A 19,914-nucleotide genomic window follows, 5' to 3' on the forward strand; every position below is an offset into this window, starting at 1 on the left:
ATGAACGCGATTGGTAACATGGCGCGGCTGACGCGGGCGGGGGCGATCCTTGCCTGGAGCGGCGCGCGCGTCTTCCCCGAGGACACGGCGCTGCCGGCGCCTCTGGCCCTGTTCGGCCGCGTGACCGCGCCTTTGCGCAAGAACGGCGCCGCCAACGGCGGCAACGATGCCCGCCTCTCCACGGCGCTGACATCGCTCGGTCCCTCTTACGTCAAGCTCGGCCAGTTCCTTGCCACCCGCGACGACCTCGTCGGCCGCGATCTCGCCCGCGACCTCGCCACCTTGCAGGACCGGCTGCCGCCGTTCTCCGAAACCGAGGCCCGCACCGCGGTCGAGGAGGCGCTCGGCGCGCCGATCGACACGCTCTTTGCCGAATTCGGGCCGCCGATCGCCGCGGCCTCGATCGCTCAGGTGCACAAGGCTTCTGTGCGTGAGCCGAATGGGAGGCTGCGCGCGGTCGCGGTCAAGGTCCTGCGCCCCGGCATCGAGCAGCGCTTTCAGCGCGACCTCGACAGCTATCTCTTCGCCGCGCGCATGATGGAGCAATTTCACTCGCCCTCGCGTCGCCTGCGCCCCGTCGCGGTCGTCGACACGCTGGCGAAATCCGTCGCCATCGAGATGGATCTCCGGATGGAAGCCGCCGCCATTTCCGAGATGGCCGAGAATATCAAGAACGATCATGGCTTCCGCGTGCCGCAAGTCGATTGGAACCGCAGCGCGCGGCGCGTGATGACGCTCGACTGGATCGACGGCATTCCCATCGGCGACCGCAACGCTCTCCTCAAAGCGGGTCACGATCCGAAGGCGCTCGGCGCGCATCTGATGCAGTCCTTCCTGCGCCACGCCATGCGCGACGGCTTTTTCCACGCCGACATGCATCCCGGCAATTTGTTCGTTGACGCCGACGGCAGCATCGTCGCGGTGGATTTCGGTATCATGGGGCGGCTCGGGCTGAAGGAGCGCCGCTTCCTCGCCGAGATCCTGCACGGCTTCATCACCCGCAACTATCAGCGCGTCGCCGAAGTGCATTTCGAGGCGGGCTACGTTCCCTGGCGCCATTCGGTCCCGCTTTTCGCGCAAGCCTTGCGCGCCATCGGCGAGCCGATCATGGGACGGCCCTCGAGCGAAATATCCATGGGCCAGCTCTTGGGCCAGCTCTTCCAGTATACCGAGGTCTTCGACATGGAGACCCGGCCCGAGCTTCTGCTTTTGCAGAAGACTATGGTCGTGGTCGAAGGTGTCGGCCGCGGCCTCGATCCGAACCTGAATATCTGGGTCGTCGCCGAGCCCGTGGTAAAGGAGTGGATGGAGGCGACGTTTGGGGCGGGGGCGCAGTTTGAGGCCGCCGCGGAGGGCGCTGCGTCGGTCGGGCGCTTCGTCGGCGATATCCCGAAGCTGCTCGGGCAGGTCGAGCGCACCTCCGATGCGTTCGCCGCCATGGTCGAGGACGGCTTGCGGCTGGACAACGATTCCGTGGAGCGCCTCGCCGAGGCCCAAAACCGCCGCAACCGGGTGAGCCGGGTCGCGATCTGGGCGGGCGCCATCGCGCTCGTGGCCATCGCGCTGACGCTGATCTTTTGATTTGGGCTGCCACTAACCTATCTTTGGTATCGCTAAAGTCCGGCTTGCGCCGGGGCAGTGCGAGTGAAAAGACAATATGATGCAAGGCAAGCGCATCCTCTTGATCGTCGGCGGCGGGATCGCCGCCTATAAGAGCCTGGAGCTCGTGCGACGCTTGAAGGAGCGGGGCGCTTCCGTGCGCGCCATCGTCACCAAAGGCGGCGCTGAGTTCGCAACGCCGCTGTCCTTCTCCGTCCTCACCGAGGAAAAGGCCTTCACCGATCTGTTCAACCTCAAGGACGAGGCAGAGATCGGCCATATTCAGCTTTCGCGTCAGGCGGATCTCATCGTCGTTGCGCCCGCGACCGCGGATCTGATCGCGAAGATGGCGAACGGTCATGCCGACGATCTCGCCTCGACCGTGCTGCTCGCGACCGACAAGCGCGTGCTCGTGGCGCCCGCGATGAATGTGCGCATGTGGCGCCATCCGGCGACCGAGCGCAACCTTGCGACCTTGCGCGGCGATGGCATTGCCTTTGTCGGCCCGGACGAGGGTGAGATGGCATGCGGCGAGTTCGGGCCCGGACGCATGGCGGAGCCCACTGCAATTCTCGATTCCATCGCTCGCCTGCTTGGGGCGAAGGCCGAAGGCCCGCTTGCCGGGCGGCGCGTGCTCATCACCTCAGGCCCCACGCAGGAGCCGATCGACCCCGTACGCTACATCGCCAACCGCTCGTCGGGCAAGCAGGGCCATGCGCTTGCACGTGCCGCGGCGGCCCTTGGCGCGGAGGTGACGCTCGTGAGCGGACCTGTCGCGCTTCCCGACCCCGACGGCGTGCGCGTGGTGAAAGTCGAGACCGCGCATGAGATGCTTGCCGCCGTGCAGAAGGCGCTGCCAGCCGATATCGCGATCTGCGCCGCCGCGGTCGCAGATTGGCGCGCCATCGACGAGTCGCCGCAGAAGCTGAAGAAGGAACAGGGGTCAACCGAGACCTCTCTCCATCTCACGCAGAATCCCGATATCCTAGCGACCATCGCCAAGCCCGGACGTCAGCGCCCGCGCCTCGTCATCGGCTTCGCCGCCGAGACGCAAAATCTTCTGGCGACCGCCGCTGCGAAGCGCCACGCCAAGGGCGCGGACTGGCTCGTCGCCAACGACGTCTGGCCGGGAACGGGCTCCATGGGCGGCGACAACACGCAGATCCATCTCATCACCGAGCAGGGCGTGGAGGACTGGCCTGCGATGAGCAAGGACGAGACCGCGCGCCGGCTTCTCGCCCGCGCCGCGGACGCGCTTGTCGCGCTGCGCTCGGCTGCGGAATGAACGACGCCGCGCCGCAGGCGGCTCGCACGAAGCTTCGGCTCCAGCAGCTGCCGCACGGCACGGGCCTGCCGCTTCCCGCCTATCATTCGCATGACGCCGCCGGCCTCGATCTACTGGCGGCTCTGCCGCAAGCCGAGCCCTTGAAGCTCGCGCCCGGAAGCCGTGCGCTGGTGCCGACCGGCCTCGTACTCGAAATTCCGCCCGGCTACGAGGGACAAGTCCGGCCGCGCTCCGGACTCGCCCTCAAACATGGCGTGACGGTTTTGAACGCGCCCGGCACCATCGATGTCGACTATCGTGGCGAGGTCATGGTTCTGCTCGTCAATCTGGGCCCAGAAAATTTTATCGTCATGCGTGGCGACCGCATTGCGCAGCTCGTCATCGCTCCGGTGACGCGCGTGGACATTGAGCTGGTCGAGGAAACAAGCGGCAGCCAGCGCGGGCGGGGCGGCTTCGGCTCAACCGGCTGATGAATCCGGCTCTCCCATATGATGCCGAAACGCCCTACATAGACGTATGCTCACCCCTGACGAGATCGAACGTTACAAACGGCATCTTGTGCTGAAGGAGATCGGCGGCGAGGGCCAGCAGCGCCTGAAATCCGCGCGCGTTATCGTCGTGGGCGCGGGTGGCCTCGGCTCTCCGTTGCTTCTTTACCTTGCCGCCGCAGGCATCGGCTCCATCGGCATCATCGACGATGACCGCGTCAGCCTCGACAATCTTCAGCGCCAGGTCGTTCATGACACAGCAAGCGTCGGGGAGTTCAAGACGCGCAGCGCGGCGGGCCTTATCGAGCGCCTCAATCCGCAGGTCGAGACGCGGCTCTACACCACGCGGCTCATAGCGGAGAACGCGCTCAACATCATTCGCGACTATGACATCGTCGCCGATGGCTCCGACAATTTCGCCACGCGCTACCTCGTCAATGACGCCTGCTATTTCGCGAAGGTGCCACTCGTCTTTGCGGCGTTAGGATCTTTCGACGGCCATCTCACCACGTTTCGGGCCTTCGAGGCCGGCGCCGACGGCAAGCCCAACCCCTCCTATCGCTGCCTGTTTCCGGAGCCGCCGCCGGAAGGCACCGTGGCGCCTTGCTCCGAAGCCGGCATTCTCGGCGCGGTCGCGGGAGTGATGGGCACGCTGCAGGCCGTCGAAATTCTGAAGGAGCTGCTCGGCGTCGGCGACAGCCTTGTAGGCAAGCTCCTGATTTACGATGCGCTTGAGACCCGCTTCAGCCAAGTGAGCTACGGCTGGGATCCCGAGAATCCGCTGAACGGGACCAATCCTCGCTTCTCGGACCTCTCCCATCACCGCAAGGCGTTTGCCGACGAGTGCGGATAAAGAGGCACGCGATGCCCACGGAGACCATCACCACGCGCTGCGCGATCGCCGGAGGCGGGCCGGCCGGCATGATGCTCGGCTTCCTCCTCGCCCGCGCCGGCGTCGATGTCGTCGTTCTCGAAAAGCACGAGGATTTTCTGCGCGACTTCCGCGGCGACACCATCCATCCCTCGACCTTGCAGGTCATGTATGAGCTCGGGCTCCTAGAAGCATTTCTCAAGCCGCCGCATTCGGAGGTGCGCGAGATCGGCGGGGTCATCGGCGACGACCCGATCACCTTCGCCGATTTTTCGCACCTGCCGACGCACTGCAAATTCATCGCGCTGATGCCGCAATGGGATTTTCTCGATTTCCTGGCCGACAATGCTAAACGCTATCCGCGTTTCAGGCTCCTGTTGCGCGCCGATGTCGATGGCCTCGTTGAGGATGGCCAAGACATCGCCGGCCTCAAGGCCCAGACGCCAGACGGACCGATCGAGATTCGTGCCGACCTTGTCATCGGTGCCGACGGTCGCCACTCGGTCGTGCGCGATCTTGCCGGGCTGAACGTCGAGGATCTCGGCGCGCCCATGGACGTGCTGTGGATGCGACTCTCCAAGCGCCCCGAGGATGGCTCGCAGACGCTGGGGCGCATTCAGGCCGGTCACCTCTTCGTCATGCTCGACCGCGGCGACTATTGGCAATGCGCCTTCCTCATTCCCAAGGGCGGTTATGACAAGCTGCGCCGCAAAGGACTCGCTGCCTTTCGCGCAGAGATCGTGGACCTCAGCCCGGCGCTTGCCAACCGCGTCGATGAGATCGCGTCATGGGACGACGTGAAGCTTCTGACCGTGAAGGTAGATCGCTTGAAGCAATGGCATCGGGCCGGGCTTCTCTGCATCGGCGACGCGGCGCACGCGATGTCGCCGGTCGGCGGCATCGGCATCAATCTCGCCATTCAAGATGCGGTCGCTGCCGCCAATATCTTGGCGGCGCCCTTGCGCAATGGCGCGGCTTCGATCGAGGTGCTGCGTAAGGTGCAGCAGCGCCGGCAATGGCCGACCGAGATGACGCAGGCAGCGCAAATCTTCGTGCAGAACCGCATCATCAGCAATGTTTTGAGCATGACGACACAGCCGCGAGCACCCTTTGCCGCGAGGTTGCTGAATCGGTTTCCGGTCCTGCGCAGAATTCCCGCGCGCCTTCTCGGCATGGGTCTGCGGCCCGAGCATGTGCACACCCCGGAAGTGAAGCCGGAGCGGCATACTGTCTAGAACATCGCCGGATGCACGCGGTCGGGCGGCGAATGGCCGTCGAGAAAGGTCTTGATGTTGATGATGACCTTCTCGCCCATGTCGACGCGGCCTTCGAGCGTTGCCGATCCCATATGCGGCAGCACCACGACCTTGTCGTTTTTGAGAAGCTTCGGGTTCACGGCGGGCTCGTGCTCGAACACGTCGAGGCCGGCGCCCGCAAGCTCGTTGTTCTCGATCATGCGCGCGAGCGCGTTCTCGTCGATCACCTCGCCGCGCGCGGTGTTAACGACATAGGCCGCGTTTTTCATCAGCGCGAGCCTGCGCGCGGACAACAGATGATAAGTTGCCGGCGTATGCGGACAGTTGACCGAAATGATGTCCATGCGCGCCAGCATCTGGTCGAGGCTGTCCCAATAGGTCGCCTCCAGCGCGTGCTCGATATCCGGCGAGACGCGGCGGCGGTTGTGATAGTGGATCTGAAGTCCGAAGGCCTTCGCGCGTTTTGCGACGGCCTGGCCGATGCGGCCCATGCCGACAATGCCGAGGCGCTTGCCGAAAATACGGTGGCCGAGCATCCAGGTCGGCGACCATCCCTGCCACTCGTCGGTGCCGCTCTTGAGGAGCGCAGCGCCTTCGGTGAGGCGACGGGGCACGGCGAGAATCAGCGCCATTGTCATGTCGGCCGTATCCTCGGTCAGCACGCCGGGCGTGTTGGTCACGAGGATGCTGCGGTTCCGTGCGGTCTCGAGATCGATATTGTCGACGCCTGTGCCGAACTGGGCGATGAGCTTGAGTTGCGGACCGGCCTGACTCAGCACGCCGCGGTCTATACGGTCGGTCACGGTCGGAACCAGCACAGTCGCGGTCGTAACCGCCTCGACCAGCTCGTCGCGCGTGAAGGGCCTGTCGTCGAGATTAAGCTTTGCGTCGAAAAGCTCGCGCAGCCGCGTCTCCACGACGTCGGGAAGCTTGCGAGTGACGATAATATTTGGTCGTTCAGCGGTCATAAATCCGTTCCGTGAGGAGGCAGGCGGGGGAGGCGTCTCCCCGCTTCAATCTCGGGCGCTCCGTGTGAGGCGCGCCGCCTTTCCTAACAGAAGGGCCTTTGCGAGATAAAGCGTCATATTGCTCAAAGCCACGATCCGTTCACTTTTCTACGCCATGCAAGGATCAGGGATTCGAGAAGGCTGGCTTTCCGAAAGGAGGGCATCGCCCTTGAGGGCCAATGGGGGTTGGGCGGTGCGGCATCGATTAGGGGTGGGGGTTGGGGTCCTGGCGCTCGTTTTCGTCGCGTGCCTCGATCTTAGTGCAGCCGCGCAAAGCGCGAATGACGCGCCGCCGCAGGCCGGCAAACAGGCGCTGCGACTGCCGCGCTTCGTCAGCCTGAAATCCAATAAGGTCAATGTGCGCAAAGGGCCGAGCACCGAGCAGGCCATCGTCTGGGTGTTCTCCCGCGCCGGCCTTCCTGTCGAGATCATCGCCGAATCGGAGAATTGGCGACGGGTGCGCGATAGCGAGGGCGCCGACGGCTGGGTATTTCACGGCATGCTCAGCGCGCGGCGGACTGCCCTGATCGCACCGTGGGAGAAAGAAAAAACGGGAACGCCTCTTTATGCGAGAAATTCCTCGGGCTCGCGCGTGCTTGCGGAGCTTGAGCCCGGCGTGCTCGGCAATGTGCTCGAATGCGATGGAGAGTGGTGCAAGCTCTCGGTCGGGGACTATTCCGGGTATGTCGAGCAGGGCAGGCTTTGGGGCGTCTATCGCGGCGAGACGATCAAGTAGCGACGATCGCCGCTTAGCTGCTCTTGTCCACGAGGCGCACCAGCACGTCGACGCGGGCGATCGTCTTTCCTTCCGGCGCTTCGGGCAAGCCCTCGATACGGATGTCTGCGGTCGGGATGTCCATGAGGCGGCCCGAATGCTCGCAGAAGAAATGATAGTGGTTGCAGGTATTGGTGTCGAAATAGGTCTTGGCGCCTTCCACCGCGACCTCTCGCAGAAGCCCGACTTCGGTCAGCTGATGCAAGGTGTTGTAGACGGTCGCCAGCGACACCGGCACCCGCTTGGCCTGAGCTTCCTCGTGCAGCACCTCGGCCGTCACGTGGCGGTCGCCGGGAGCGAATAGCAGCTGCGCAAGCGCCACGCGCTGCCGGGTGGGCCGTAGCCCCGCGCCGCGAAGAATCCTCGCCACGTCGTTCTCTGTCATGTCTGTCAGCATCTTATGCATGCGGGTGACCATTGGGGCCGGGCTTGAAGCGAAATATAGGCGGAAGCAGTGGAACCCGCAATGTCATGCTGCAGATGTAAAAGGAGCAGCGTCGATGGGTCCGGCCTCGCCGGGGGTGGGCTTTTGGTGGCGCGCCGACTGTGTTAGGAAACCCCCCTTAACGACGGTTTGGGCGGAAAGTGGAGTATCCATGACAGGCCGGCAGAGCCAGTTTGCGTTTGAAGACCTGCTTGCATGCGCGCGCGGTGAGCTGTTTGGGCCCGGCAACGCGCAGTTGCCCCTGCCGCCGATGCTGATGTTCGACCGTATCTCGGAAGTGATCGAGGAGGGCGGCGAGCACGGCCAGGGCCGGATCGTGGCCGAACTCGACCTGAAGCCGGACCTCTGGTTCTTCCCTTGCCACTTCAAGGGCGATCCCGTGATGCCGGGCTGCCTCGGCCTCGACGCCCTTTGGCAACTGCTCGGCTTCTTTCTTGGCTGGCTTGGCGCACCCGGCAAGGGGAGGGCGCTGAGCGTGGGTGAGGTCAAGTTTTCCGGCATGGTCTTGCCGACCATGCGCAAGCTCGAATACATCGTCGATCTCAAGCGGGTCGTGCGCCGGAAGTTCACCCTCGGCACCGGCGACGGTTGGCTGAAAGCGGATGGTGAGACCATCTACACGGCGAAGGATTTGAGGGTCGGCCTGTTCCAGGCGGACGCACCGGCACCCGCCGTTGCCTGAACCGAAAGCGGAGCGCGCCCTTAGCGCCTTACCTCAAGGACGTTGACCTTATGAGACGCGTGGTCGTGACCGGCATGGGCATTGTGTCCCCCATCGGCAATAGCGCCCAGGAGGTGCTTGCCTCCTTGCGCGAGGCCAAGTCCGGCATTGTGACGGCCGAGACCTATGCCGAGATGGGCTTTCGCTGCCAAGTGCATGGCGCGCCCAAGATCGACTGGGAAAGCATGATCGACCGCAAGATCCGACGTTTCATGGGCGCCGGCGCGGCCTGGAACTACATCGCCATGGAACAGGCGATTCGCGATTCAGGCCTGGAAGACTCCGAGGTCTCCAACGAGAAGACCGGCATTATCATGGGTTCCGGCGGACCGTCGACCCGCGCCATCGTGCAATCCGCCGATACCGCGCGCGAGAAGGGTCCGAGGAAAGTCTCGCCCTTCGAAGTGCCGAAGGCGATGTGCTCGACCAATTCCGCGACGCTCGCGACGCCCTACCACATCAAAGGCGTGAGCTATTCCATCTCGTCCGCATGCTCCACCTCGGCGCATTGCATCGGCAACGGCGCCGAGCTCATTCAATGGGGCAAGCAGGACATGGTCTTCGCCGGCGGCGGCGAGGAGCTGGACTGGACCCTGTCGGTGCTGTTCGACGCCATGAATGCCCTGTCCTCGGATTTCAACGACCGGCCGCAAGTGGCGAGCCGCGCCTACGACGTCAATCGCGACGGTTTCGTCATTGCCGGTGGCGCGGGTGTCGTTGTGCTCGAGGAGCTTGAGCATGCCAAGGCCCGCGGCGCCCGTATCTATGGCGAGCTTGTCGGCTACGGCGCCACCTCCGACGGCTTCGACATGGTGCAGCCCTCGGGCGAGGGTGCGGTGCGCTGCATGCGCATGGCCATGCAGAATGTCGACGGCATCGACTATATCAATCCGCACGCCACCTCCACGCCGATCGGCGATCTCCGCGAGATCGAAGCGATCCGCGAGGTGTTCGGGTCCGACGCGCCCCCCATCAGCGCGACGAAGTCGCTGACCGGACATTCGCTGGGCGCCGCCGGCGTGCACGAGGCCATCTATTCACTCCTGATGATGAATAACGGCTTCATCTGCGAGTCTGCGAATATCGAGACGCTCGATCCGGTTGTCGCCGATATGCCGATCGTGCGTCAGCGTCAGGACAACGTCGACATTAACTGCGTGATGTCGAACAGTTTCGGTTTCGGCGGCACCAACGCCACACTTGTATTCCGTCGCTTCGACGGCTGAGCCTCCAGGGACGAAGCCCGAGCGAGCGGCCCTTAACCAGAGTAACCACCATGGCAACAACAAAAGATATCGCTGAACCCGGGCCCCTGATGGCGGGCAAACGAGGCTTGGTGATGGGCGTCGCCAACGATCGCTCCATTGCCTGGGGCATCGCCCGCGTTCTGCACGGGCAGGGCGCCGAGCTTGCCTTCAGCTACCAGGCCGGAGCCTTCGGACGCCGTGCCCTCCCTCTCGCCCAGTCCATCGGCGCCGAGATCATAGAGGAAGCCGATGTCGAGGATCTCGCCAGCGTCGAGAACGTGTTCAACGTGATCCGCAAGAAATGGGGCTCGCTGGATTTCGTCGTGCACGCGCTCGCCTTCTCCGACCGCAACGAGCTGCGCGGCCGCTATTGCGACACCTCGCGCGAAAATTTCAAGCACACCATGGTGATCTCCTGCTTCTCCTTCACGGAGATCTGCAAGCTTGCCACGGACTTGATGCCAAATGGCGGCTCGCTCCTCACTCTGACCTATGGCGGCTCGAACCGCGTCGTCCCCTGCTACAATGTCATGGGCGTGGCGAAGGCGGCGCTGGAGGCGAGCGTGCGCTATCTTGCTTCCGATTTCGGGCCAAGGGGCATCCGCGTCAACGCGCTTTCGGCGGGACCGATGCGGACCCTCGCCGGCGCGGGCATTTCGGATGCCCGTACCCTGTTTCACTTCCAGCAACAGCACGCGCCGATGCGGCGCTCGCCCAATCTCGACGAGGTCGGCGGCGCCGCGCTCTATCTTCTCTCAGATCTGTCCGGCGCCGTGACGGGAGAGGTGCATTTCGTGGATTGCGGTTACAGCACGATCTCGATGCCGGCTCTTCCGGCCTTGAAGGCCATGGAGCAGATCGACAAGGACCCGGAGATCGCGGCGGAGAAGCCGCCCCGCGAGGCGGCTCAATAGCTTGAGAATCTAACAGAAAGGACGGGCAATGGCCCATCTCGTAATCATTGCGTGCCTTGTGGCGGTCCAGAACGAGTGCAAGGAAATTCCGCTTCTCGATATCACGGCGGAAGACGTGACGCTCTGCATCACCAAATCGCACGAGAACGCGGAGAAGTGGCAGAAGCAAAATACCGAGTATGTCGTGATCGGTACGAAATGCGTGAAGAATAGCTGAGCGAGAGTGCAAACGTGCTTGCCGCCTCTAGCTTGCTTCGGCCCGCTCCAGCTCCTTGCCCGTCGCCTGGTCGACGACTTTCATGGACAGCCGGACCTTGCCGCGCTCGTCGAAGCCGAGCAGCTTCACCCAGACCATATCGCCTTCCTTGACGACGTCGGTGACGGCCTTGGGCCGCCCCTCGCCAAGCTGTGAGATATGCACCAGACCGTCCTTGGGGCCGAAGAAGTTCACGAAGGCACCGAACTCCATCACCTTGACGACCTTACCTTGATAGATCTCGCCGACCTCGGGCTCGGACGTGATGCTCTTGATGCGGGTGATCGCGGCGCGGATCGACTCGGCGTTCGCGGAGGCGATCTTGACCGTGCCGTCGTCGGAGATGTCGATTTTGGCGCCCGACTCCGCAACGATCTCGCGGATGACCGAACCGCCTGAGCCGATCACTTCCCGGATCTTATCGACCGGAATCTGAATCGTCTCGATGCGCGGTGCATACTCGCCGAGCTCCGGCCGGGCGGTGTTTAGCGCCTTGTTCATCTCCGAAAGGATATGAATGCGGCCGTCACGCGCCTGGTCGAGCGCGACCTTCATGATCTGTTCGGTGATGCCGGTGATCTTGATGTCCATCTGCAGCGATGTGACGCCTTCCGATGTTCCGGCCACCTTGAAGTCCATGTCGCCGAGATGGTCCTCGTCCCCGAGAATATCGGAGAGCACGGCGAAATCGTCGCCGTCCTTGATGAGGCCCATGGCAATACCGGCAACGGGACGTTTCAGTGGAATGCCCGCATCCATCATGGCGAGCGACGAGCCGCAGACCGTGGCCATTGATGAAGAGCCATTGGACTCGGTGATTTCGGAAACCACGCGGACCGTGTAGGGGAACGCCTCACGTTCCGGGAGCACCGGATGGATCGCCCGCCAAGCAAGCTTGCCGTGTCCGATCTCGCGGCGCCCGGGTGAGCCGATGCGCCCAACTTCACCGACCGAGAAAGGCGGGAAATTGTAATGCAGCATGAAGGTCTCTTTATAGGTGCCCTCGAGCGCATCGACATATTGCTCGTCTTCGCCGGTGCCTAGCGTGGTCACCACGAGAGCCTGGGTCTCGCCCCTGGTGAAGAGAGCGCTGCCATGGGTGCGCGGCAGGATGCCGACCTCGCACTCGATCTGCCGCACCGTGCTGAGGTCGCGGCCGTCGATGCGCTTATGCGTCTTGAGAATGTTGCTCCGGACGATGTCCTTCTCCGCGGCCTTGAATGCGCTCGAGACCTTCGCAGCGACCTGGCCGTCATCGTCCTCGGGGACGAGCGCGAGCTTGATATGGTTCTTGACAGCGGCGACAGCGTCGCGGCGGTCTTGCTTGGCGGCGATCATGTAGGCGTCGCGCAAGCCCCCTTCCGCTTCGGAGCGCACGCGCGAGCCAAGCTCGTCGATCGCTTCCTCGAGTTTCACATCCCAAGGATCCTTGGCGGCGCGCTCGGCGAGCTTGATGATGGCGTCGATGACAGGCTGGAAGTGCTGCTGCCCGAACATCACGGCGCCGAGCATCACGTCCTCGGCGAGTTCCTTGGCTTCGGATTCCACCATCAGCACGGCTTCGGTGGTGCCCGCCACGATGAGGTCGAGCTGGCTTTCACCCATCTCGTCCAGCGTCGGGTTCAGCACGTAGTTTCCGCCGATATATCCGACGCGGGCGGCGGCAATCGGTCCTAGGAAGGGGATGCCGGAGATTGTAAGCGCCGCGGACGCTGCGATCATCGCTACGACGTCCGGGTCGTTCTCCATGTCATGGGAGAGGACCGTCGCGATTACTTGCGTCTCGTTCTTGAAGCCCTTGGCGAAGAGCGGACGGATCGGCCGGTCGATGAGACGGGAGGTGAGCGTCTCCTTCTCGGCCGGGCGTCCCTCGCGCTTGAAAAAGCCGCCTGGGATCTTGCCGGCGGCGAAGGTCTTCTCCTGGTAGTTTACCGTCAGCGGGAAGAAGTCGAGGCCGGGCTTCGGCTCCTTCGCGGCGGTGGCGGTCGCGAGAACGGCAGTCTCGCCATATTGCACGAGAACCGAGCCGTCGGCCTGGCGGGCGACGCGACCGGTCTCAAATTTGAGCGGCCGCCCTGCCCACTCGATCTCTACGGAATGTTTATTGAACATGTTGGTGTCCCAATTTGTGGGGAGGAATGCGGCCGCGTTTTAGGGCCGCGGCGGAAAGGCCCGCTCGTCCAGTCAGTGCAAGACGCATCTTGGAGTTGGCTGTCACCGGCGGATACCGAGCCGGTTGATCAACTTCAGATAGCGGTCTTGGTCGCAGGACTTGACGTAGTCGAGGAGCCGACGCCGTTGGCTGACCATTTTAAGCAGCCCCCGGCGGGAATGATTGTCTTTGGCGTGCGTCTTGAAGTGTTCGGTGAGATTGCTGATGCGTTCGGTCAGGATGGCGACCTGCACCTCGGGCGAACCGGTATCGCCGGACGTCGTCTCGTATTCCTTGATGAGTTCTTGCTTGCGCTCAGCGCTGATCGACATCGGATTATCCTTGCTATTTGGGGTTTAAGATTGGCCGGGCCGGGATGTCGTCCAGCACGGTCTGGCTCGGCGCGGGACACATTGAGGAGCCCTAGCGCAAGCGCGGAATATAGGGGTAATTCAGCCCGAGGCCAGTAATATTTGTGCTTTTTAAGGGGCGGTCTTGCTTAATGGCCGAACGGATTGCCCGGCGGTTCGGCCGTCATCCTGCGAGATTGAAGATCCGCCGCGGCCGCAATTCCCCTTGCGCGACATCCCCGATCGCCACGAGCTTGCCGCGCGAGGTGGCGTAGGCGGCACCGGCCATGATCGGCGCGTCGCGTCCCCGCAACAGCACCGCCTGGCCCATTTTCAGCCTGGCGGCATCGGGCCCGCTCAGGCTCAATTCGGGGAGATCGCCAAGCGCGGTCTCGACCGGCTTGAGGACTCCGAGCAAAGCGGCATGACCCTCGGCCCCCGCGCCGAGTGCCTCAAGCCGCGACAGGGGGATGGCCTCGTCCTCGCTGAAGATGCCGACGCGCGTGCGCCGCAATGTCGCAACGTGACCGAGACAGCCAAGCAAACGTCCGAGGTCCCGCGCCACGGACCGCACATAGGTGCCCTTGCCGCACTCGGCCTCGATCACGCAGTGATCGTCCTCCGCCCAATCGACGAGTTCGAGCCGGCCGATTTGAACCGGCCTCGCGGCAAGCTCGAACGCCTCGTCGTCCCTGGCGAGGTCGTAGGCGCGGGCGCCATCGACCTTTAGCGCCGAGTAGCGCGGAGGGACTTGCAGGATGTCCCCGACGAATTGGGGAAGGGCGGCGTCGATCTCGGCGCGCGACGGGCGCCGGTCGCTCGTCGCGACGATCTTGCCGTCGGCGTCGTCGGTATCGGTCTCCGCGCCGAACCGGACGGTGAAGCGATATTCCTTGCGGCCGTCCATGACGAAGGCGACGGTCTTCGTCGCCTCGCCGAGCGCGATGGGCAGAACGCCGGTCGCGAGCGGATCGAGCGTCCCGGCGTGACCTGCCTTGTTCGCCTGGAACAGCCGCTTGACCCGGCTGACGGCTTGCGTGGAGGTCATGCCTTGCGGCTTGTCGAACACGAGCCAGGCGTCGATTGCGAGACCTTTGCGCTGCCGCGCCATGAATTCTCGCCTCTATTCGTCGTCGAGGTCGCGCGCGACAGTTGGGGAGGCGAGCAGCTCGTCGATGCGCCGCGAGACCTCGAACGAGGTGTCGATCTTAAATCGAACTTCCGGCATGAATTTCAGATTGATGCGCCGGGCGAGCGCGCCGCGCAGGAACCGTTTGTGCTTCTCGAGTTGCGCCACCACGTCCTCCGCACCTTCGCCGCCGAGCGGTAGCACGAACACCGTTGCGAGCTTGAGATCGGGTGTCATGCGCACCTCGGGCACGGTGAGGGAGTGGCGCGCCAGCACGTCGTCGTGCAGATCGCCGCGGGCGAAGATCTCCGTGATGGCGTGGCGAATGAGTTCGCCCACCTTCAGCTGGCGTTGCGACGGTCCCTTCGCGGCTCGCTTCGCTCGATCACCCATGGGCTCGGTTCATTGAGTTGGCCAGGCCGTCGGTGCGGGGGTCGTGATAGCTCATCGCCCGGGTCCGAAGGCCTCCGGCAAGCGCGGTTAACGAGCGAACCTTACAGGGCCCGCTGAACGTGCTCGACCTCGAAGCACTCGATCACGTCGCCGGCACGCATGTCCTGGTAGCCCTCGAAGGCCATGCCGCACTCCTGGCCGGCTGTCACCTCGCGCACTTCGTCCTTGAAGCGCTTGAGCGTCGAGAGCTTGCCCTCGTGGATGACGATGTTGTCGCGGATGAGGCGGACATTGGCGCCGCGCTCGACCTTGCCTTCCGTCACGCGGCAGCCGGCGACCTTGCCGACCTTGGAGATGTTGAACACCTCCAGAATTTCCGCATTCCCGAGGAAGGTCTCGCGCACCGTCGGCGCGAGCAGGCCGGACATGGCCTGCTTTATATCGTCGACGAGATCGTAGATGATGGCGTATTGGCGGATCTCGACGCCGAGCCGTTCGGCGGCGTCGCGCGCTTGCGCATTGGGCCGCACGTTGAACGCGAGCAAGACCGCCCCCGACGTTCCCGCGAGAGAAACATCGGATTCGGTGATGCCACCGACGCCGGCGTGCAGGACCCTGGCCCTGACCTCGTCGGTGCCGAGCTTGCCCAACGTCGCGATGATGGCTTCGACCGAGCCTTGCACGTCGCCTTTGATGACAAGCGGGAATTCCTTGATCCAGGCCTCTTTGATCTGGCTCATCATCTGCTCGAGCGAGCCGCGCGCGCCGGCCACGGCCACGCGCCTGCGCCGCTCGCGCATGCGGTAATCCGTGATTTCGCGGGCGCGGGCCTCGTTCTCGACGACGGCAAACTGGTCACCCGCCTCAGGCGCGTTATCGAAGCCGAGCACCTCGACCGGAATCGAGGGGCCGGCTTCCTTCACCTGCTCGCCGACATCGTTGATCAGCGCGCGGACACGGCCCCAGGCCGAACCCGCGACGATGATGTCGCCGAGATGCAGCGTGCCGCGCTGCATCAGCGCTGTTCCGACCGGGCCTCTGCCGCGCTCCAACTTCGCCTCGACGATGACGCCTTCGGCCGGACGCTGCGGGTTGGCATTGAGTTCGAGCACTTCGGCTTGCAGCATGATCGCTTCGAGCAGCTTGTCCAAACCGGTCTTTTTCAGCGCCGACACCTCGACCTCGAGCGTATCGCCGCCGAGGCTCTCGACGACGATCTCGTCGCTCAGGAGCTCGGTACGCACGCGCTTCGGATCGGCGCCTTGCTTGTCGATCTTGTTGATCGCGACGATGATCGGAACACCGGCGGCCTTGGCGTGATTGATGGCCTCGACCGTCTGCGGCTTCACTCCGTCATCCGCCGCAACGACGAGGACCACGATGTCCGTGACCTTGGCGCCGCGGGCGCGCATGGCGGTGAACGCCTCATGGCCCGGCGTGTCGATGAACGTGATGCGATCGCCCTTGGGCGTTTTCACCTGATACGCACCGATATGCTGGGTGATGCCGCCCGCCTCCTGGCTGACGACGTTGGTGGTGCGAATGGCGTCGAGCAGGGAGGTCTTGCCGTGGTCGACATGGCCCATGATGGTCACGATCGGTGCGCGCGGCTCCAGGTCCTCGGCCTCGTCCTCGGCGCCGATGAAGCCTTCTTCGACGTCGGCCTCCGAGACGCGGCGCACGGTGTGCCCGAAATCCTCGGCGACAAGCTGCGCCGTATCTGAGTCGATCACATCGGTGATCTTGTGCATGGCGCCGTCTTTCATCAGGAACTTGATGACATCGACGGCGCGCGCGGCCATACGGTTCGCCAGTTCCTGAATGGTGATGATTTCAGGGATGACGACTTCGCGCTGGATTTTCTGCTGGGCCTGCGGGCCCATGGTCTGCTTTTTCTGCCGCTCGCGGTGGCGCTTCAGCGAAGCCAGGCTCCGCTGGCGCTGCTCCTCGTCGAGGGCATTGGTGATCGTCAGGCGACCACGAACGCGGCGCTCCTCGCCACGCCGCAGCGGCGGCGAGCTCTTCTTGTGACGCGCATCCTGGGTGCGGGGAGCCTCGTCGGCCTCCTCCTTGACGAGAGGCTTGCGAACGACCTCTTCGACCTTCGGCTTTGCTTTGACCTCCGCCTCCAGGCGCTCCGCCTCTTGACGCTCGAGCGCTTCGATTTCCTCGCGAGCCCTGGCTGCAAGCTCATCCGGCGTCGGCCCGCGCTCGGCCTCGTATTTCGCCCGCTCGCGCTCCTCGGCCTCGCGCTCGCGCGCGCCGACCAGCGCCTTGCTGCGAGCATCCTTCTCTTCTTCGGAAAGCGGGCGCAGCACGACACCGGACCGGCGCGGCGCCTCCTCGCGTTGGGTTCTTTGCGGTGCAGCGGGCGCGGCCGCGGCGGCTGCCTTTTCCGCAACCTTCGGCTTCGTCTCTTCGGCCGGCTGCTCGGCTCCACCGAGGACCCGGCGCTTCTTCTTCTCGACGAGAACCGATTTGCTGCGGCCATGGCTGAAGCTCTGGCGCACATGGCCGGACTCAACCGTCCGGCGCACACCGAGCGTCATCTTGCGCGAACCGCGCGCGGTCTTGCCTTCAGTTTCGTTAGTCTCGCTCATTCCGGTTCCGTATCTCGATCCATTTTGGCAAATGCTGCGCTGCCGTCCCGGTAGCGCTCTACACGTTTTGCCGCCTCGACGAACTTCTCTGCAGCTCCGTCCTGGATCAGCGCTGCATGTATCACATTTGTCCGCCCCGATGCCAAACTCAATTCCTCGGTGCCGAAGGTGCGGATGGGCGGAACGGCCTTGTTTACGCTTCGTGCACCGAACTTCGCGTCAAGCTTGCGGCAGCCGTCTTCCGCGGCTTCCTGGGCGTGAACCAGCCGGATCACCCGGCCTCGGGCGAGGGCGTCTTCGACCTTGCCATTCCCGAAAACAATGCCGCCGGCCTTATTGGCCAGCCCGAGCGCGCCGAGCGCGGCATCGGCGAGAAGCCGGTCAACCCGGTCGGCAAGGTCCTTGGGGACCGCAACCTGCGCCTTGAGGGCGCGGGCGAAAACGTTGCGCTTTGCGGCGTCGGCCACACAGTCTCGGGCCGCCGTCAACCAGACGCCCCGGCCGGGCAGGCGCTCCTTCAGGTCCGGAACGATCTCCCCGTCCGGACCGAGGACGAAGCGGAGAAGCTCCTCTTTGGGGCGTCGCTCACGCGTCAGCGCGCAGCGGCGGACAGGACCCGATTCCTCGGGCTCCGCGCACGCCGCTTCGTCCTGATGCATCGCACCGTCCTGCCGCAAAGGCAAATCTCCCTATCGCTCTCATCACGCCGCGCCGCCCGCTTGAGGCTCAGCCTCAGCGAGTTCGTCGGTATCGGACTGGCCCTCTTCGGCCTCGCCCTCTTCGCCGTCTTCAGGCTTCGGCCTGAGGTCGGCTTCGGTGATCCAGCCCGCCTTGACACGGGCCGCCAGGATCAGCTCCTCGACCTGCGGCCGCGTGATGCTGAAGCCGTCGAGAATGCCGTCGTGGCGGATGGTTTCCTTGTCTTTGCGCTCGCTCCAACCGGCGAGATCGTCGGTCGCGCAATCGGCGAGGTCCTCGACGGTCTTGATGTTGTTCTCGCCGAGAGCCACCAGCATCGCCGTATTGAGACCCGGCACTTCCGAAAGATCATCGGCGACGCCGAGCGCTTTGCGCTTGGAGTCGAATTCAGCCTCCACGCGGTCCAGATGCTCCCGCGCGCGGGTTTGAATCTCGTCGGCCGTGGTCTCGTCGAAGCCCTCGATGGAGGAAATCTCCGACGGCTCGACAAAGGCGACTTCCTCGATGGAGCTGAAGCCTTCCGATGCAAGCAGCTGGGCGATGACCTCGTCAACGTCGAGCGCTTCCATGAACATGGCAGAGCGCTCGGCGAATTCCGCCTGGCGGCGCTCGGACTCGCTCGCCTCGGTCATGATGTCGATGTCCCAGCCCGTAAGCTGCGACGCGAGGCGAACATTCTGGCCCTTTCGCCCGATCGCCAGCGAAAGCTGGCTATCCGGCACCACGACCTCGATGCGCTCGGCATCTTCGTCGAGCACCACCTTGACCACTTCGGCCGGCGCGAGACCATTGACGATGAAGGTTGCCGCATCCGGCGACCACTGGATGATGTCGATCTTTTCGCCCTGAAGCTCGTTCACCACCGCCTGCACGCGGCTGCCACGCATGCCGACGCAGGCGCCGACGGGATCGATCGAGGCATCGCGCGAAATCACCGCGATCTTAGCGCGGCTGCCGGGATCGCGCGCCACTGACTTGATGGTGACGATGCCCTCATAGACTTCGGGCACTTCCTGGGCGAACAGCTTCGCCATGAATTCAGGATGCGTGCGCGACAGGAAAATCTGCGGACCGCGCTGCTCGCGGCGCACGTCGTAGACATAGGCGCGGATACGGTCGCCATAGCGGAAATTTTCGCGTGGCAGCGTCTCGTCGCGGCGCACGATGGCCTCGGCCCGGCCGAGATCCACAATGACGTTGCCATATTCGACGCGCTTGACGATGCCGTTCACGATCTCGCCGACACGGTCTTTGTACTCGTCATATTGGCGCTCGCGCTCCGCCTCGCGCACCTTCTGCACGATGACCTGCTTGGCGTTCTGCGCGGCGACACGGCCGAAATCGAGCGGCGGCAAAGGCTCAGCGAGGAAGTCGCCGACCTGCGCGTCAGGATTGCGGCGCCGTGCCTCGGCGAGCGGGACCTGCGTCGCCTCGTTGGTGACGTCTTCCGCCACTTCCAGCAGCCGGGCGAGCCGGACTTCGCCGGTCTTTGGATCGACCTCGGCCCTGATCTCGTTCTCGCTGCCGTAGCGGGACTTCGCCGCCTTCTGGATGGCGTCCTCCATCGCCGCGATCACGACCTGACGGTCGATCGACTTCTCGCGCGCGACTGCATCCGCAATCTGCAGAAGCTCCAGCCTGTTGGCGCTTACGCCTGCCTGAGCCATTGCCATCGTCCTCCGATCCTTACCAACGCGCGGGTCCAATCCGGTCCCGCCGCGAGATCC

19 protein-coding genes are annotated in these 19,914 nt (G+C 64.1%); 10 read left to right on the forward strand and 9 right to left on the reverse strand.

What is annotated here, in order from left to right:
* The 5 genes from ubiB (at window position 1) to ACR2J1_RS02690 (ending at window position 5,478) form a co-directional block, all read left to right on the forward strand.
* Window positions 1-1,581 carry a 2-polyprenylphenol 6-hydroxylase gene (gene ubiB / locus ACR2J1_RS02670; RefSeq protein WP_434017808.1) on the forward strand — a complete coding sequence of 527 codons (1,581 nt, stop codon included), beginning with the start codon at window positions 1-3 and terminating at the stop codon, window positions 1,579-1,581.
* Window positions 1,582-1,657: 76 nt separating this feature from the next.
* On the forward strand, window positions 1,658-2,884 hold the full coding sequence (gene coaBC / locus ACR2J1_RS02675; protein ID WP_434017809.1) for a bifunctional phosphopantothenoylcysteine decarboxylase/phosphopantothenate--cysteine ligase CoaBC: 1,227 nt from the start codon (window positions 1,658-1,660) through the stop codon (window positions 2,882-2,884).
* Entirely contained in the window at window positions 2,881-3,354 is a 474-nt protein-coding gene (gene dut, locus ACR2J1_RS02680) for a dUTP diphosphatase (RefSeq protein ID WP_434017810.1), read from the forward strand. Before coaBC ends, dut begins: the two co-directional genes overlap by 4 nt.
* A gap of 46 nt (window positions 3,355-3,400) precedes the next feature.
* Entirely contained in the window at window positions 3,401-4,225 is an 825-nt protein-coding gene (locus ACR2J1_RS02685) for a HesA/MoeB/ThiF family protein (protein WP_434017811.1), read from the forward strand.
* A gap of 11 nt (window positions 4,226-4,236) precedes the next feature.
* Complete coding sequence (locus ACR2J1_RS02690; protein ID WP_434017812.1) at window positions 4,237-5,478, forward strand: FAD-dependent oxidoreductase; 1,242 nt, start codon at window positions 4,237-4,239, stop codon at window positions 5,476-5,478.
* Here the strand turns inward: ACR2J1_RS02690 and ACR2J1_RS02695 are convergent.
* On the reverse strand, window positions 5,475-6,467 hold the full coding sequence (locus ACR2J1_RS02695; RefSeq protein WP_434017813.1) for a 2-hydroxyacid dehydrogenase: 993 nt from the start codon (window positions 6,465-6,467) through the stop codon (window positions 5,475-5,477). The genes ACR2J1_RS02690 and ACR2J1_RS02695 overlap by 4 nt on opposite strands.
* Window positions 6,468-6,717: 250 nt before the next feature.
* Between ACR2J1_RS02695 and ACR2J1_RS02700 the strand changes: the two genes are divergently transcribed.
* Window positions 6,718-7,242, forward strand: coding sequence for an SH3 domain-containing protein (locus ACR2J1_RS02700; RefSeq protein ID WP_434017814.1), 525 nt, complete (start codon window positions 6,718-6,720; stop codon window positions 7,240-7,242).
* 13 nt (window positions 7,243-7,255) lie between these two features.
* Here ACR2J1_RS02700 and irrA read toward each other — a convergent pair whose 3' ends face one another.
* A complete protein-coding gene (gene irrA, locus ACR2J1_RS02705) occupies window positions 7,256-7,666 on the reverse strand; it encodes an iron response transcriptional regulator IrrA (RefSeq protein WP_434017815.1) in 411 nt (136 codons plus the stop codon).
* A gap of 211 nt (window positions 7,667-7,877) precedes the next feature.
* Here irrA and fabA point away from each other — a divergent pair, with 211 nt between their 5' ends.
* Genes fabA through ACR2J1_RS02725 form a run of 4 tightly spaced genes read left to right on the forward strand, consistent with a single transcriptional unit; the run spans window position 7,878 to window position 10,825 of the window.
* Window positions 7,878-8,408 carry a 3-hydroxyacyl-[acyl-carrier-protein] dehydratase FabA gene (fabA, locus tag ACR2J1_RS02710; protein ID WP_434017816.1) on the forward strand — a complete coding sequence of 177 codons (531 nt, stop codon included), beginning with the start codon at window positions 7,878-7,880 and terminating at the stop codon, window positions 8,406-8,408.
* A 50-nt stretch (window positions 8,409-8,458) separates the two neighbouring features.
* Window positions 8,459-9,673, forward strand: a complete 1,215-nt coding sequence (fabB, locus tag ACR2J1_RS02715) for a beta-ketoacyl-ACP synthase I (RefSeq protein ID WP_434017817.1) — start codon at window positions 8,459-8,461, stop codon at window positions 9,671-9,673.
* Window positions 9,674-9,723: 50 nt separating this feature from the next.
* Entirely contained in the window at window positions 9,724-10,608 is an 885-nt protein-coding gene (gene fabI / locus ACR2J1_RS02720; RefSeq protein ID WP_434017818.1) for an enoyl-ACP reductase FabI, read from the forward strand.
* Window positions 10,609-10,636: 28 nt separating this feature from the next.
* Window positions 10,637-10,825, forward strand: a complete 189-nt coding sequence (locus tag ACR2J1_RS02725) for a hypothetical protein (protein WP_434017819.1) — start codon at window positions 10,637-10,639, stop codon at window positions 10,823-10,825.
* A 27-nt stretch (window positions 10,826-10,852) separates the two neighbouring features.
* Here ACR2J1_RS02725 and pnp read toward each other — a convergent pair whose 3' ends face one another.
* The 7 genes from pnp to nusA form a co-directional block, all read right to left on the reverse strand.
* Complete coding sequence (pnp, locus tag ACR2J1_RS02730; protein ID WP_434017820.1) at window positions 10,853-12,976, reverse strand: polyribonucleotide nucleotidyltransferase; 2,124 nt, start codon at window positions 12,974-12,976, stop codon at window positions 10,853-10,855.
* A 102-nt stretch (window positions 12,977-13,078) separates the two neighbouring features.
* Complete coding sequence (rpsO, locus tag ACR2J1_RS02735; RefSeq protein ID WP_434017821.1) at window positions 13,079-13,348, reverse strand: 30S ribosomal protein S15; 270 nt, start codon at window positions 13,346-13,348, stop codon at window positions 13,079-13,081.
* Between the two features lie 202 nt (window positions 13,349-13,550).
* The gene (gene truB, locus ACR2J1_RS02740; protein WP_434017822.1) at window positions 13,551-14,477 is read right to left on the reverse strand and encodes a tRNA pseudouridine(55) synthase TruB; all 927 of its coding nucleotides are present in this window, start codon (window positions 14,475-14,477) and stop codon (window positions 13,551-13,553) included.
* Window positions 14,478-14,489: 12 nt separating this feature from the next.
* Window positions 14,490-14,888: a 30S ribosome-binding factor RbfA gene (gene rbfA / locus ACR2J1_RS02745; RefSeq protein ID WP_434017823.1), complete on the reverse strand. Its 399-nt coding sequence runs from the start codon at window positions 14,886-14,888 to the stop codon at window positions 14,490-14,492.
* 101 nt (window positions 14,889-14,989) lie between these two features.
* Window positions 14,990-17,488, reverse strand: coding sequence for a translation initiation factor IF-2 (infB, locus tag ACR2J1_RS02750; RefSeq protein WP_434017824.1), 2,499 nt, complete (start codon window positions 17,486-17,488; stop codon window positions 14,990-14,992).
* On the reverse strand, window positions 17,485-18,147 hold the full coding sequence (locus ACR2J1_RS02755; protein ID WP_434017825.1) for an RNA-binding protein: 663 nt from the start codon (window positions 18,145-18,147) through the stop codon (window positions 17,485-17,487). Before ACR2J1_RS02755 ends, infB begins: the two co-directional genes overlap by 4 nt.
* 42 nt (window positions 18,148-18,189) lie before the next feature.
* On the reverse strand, window positions 18,190-19,854 hold the full coding sequence (nusA, locus tag ACR2J1_RS02760; protein ID WP_434017842.1) for a transcription termination factor NusA: 1,665 nt from the start codon (window positions 19,852-19,854) through the stop codon (window positions 18,190-18,192).
* Between the last annotated feature and the right edge of the window lie 60 nt (window positions 19,855-19,914).

This window comes from Methyloceanibacter sp. (genome assembly GCF_050999895.1).
Taxonomy (GTDB): domain Bacteria; phylum Pseudomonadota; class Alphaproteobacteria; order Rhizobiales; family Methyloligellaceae; genus Methyloceanibacter.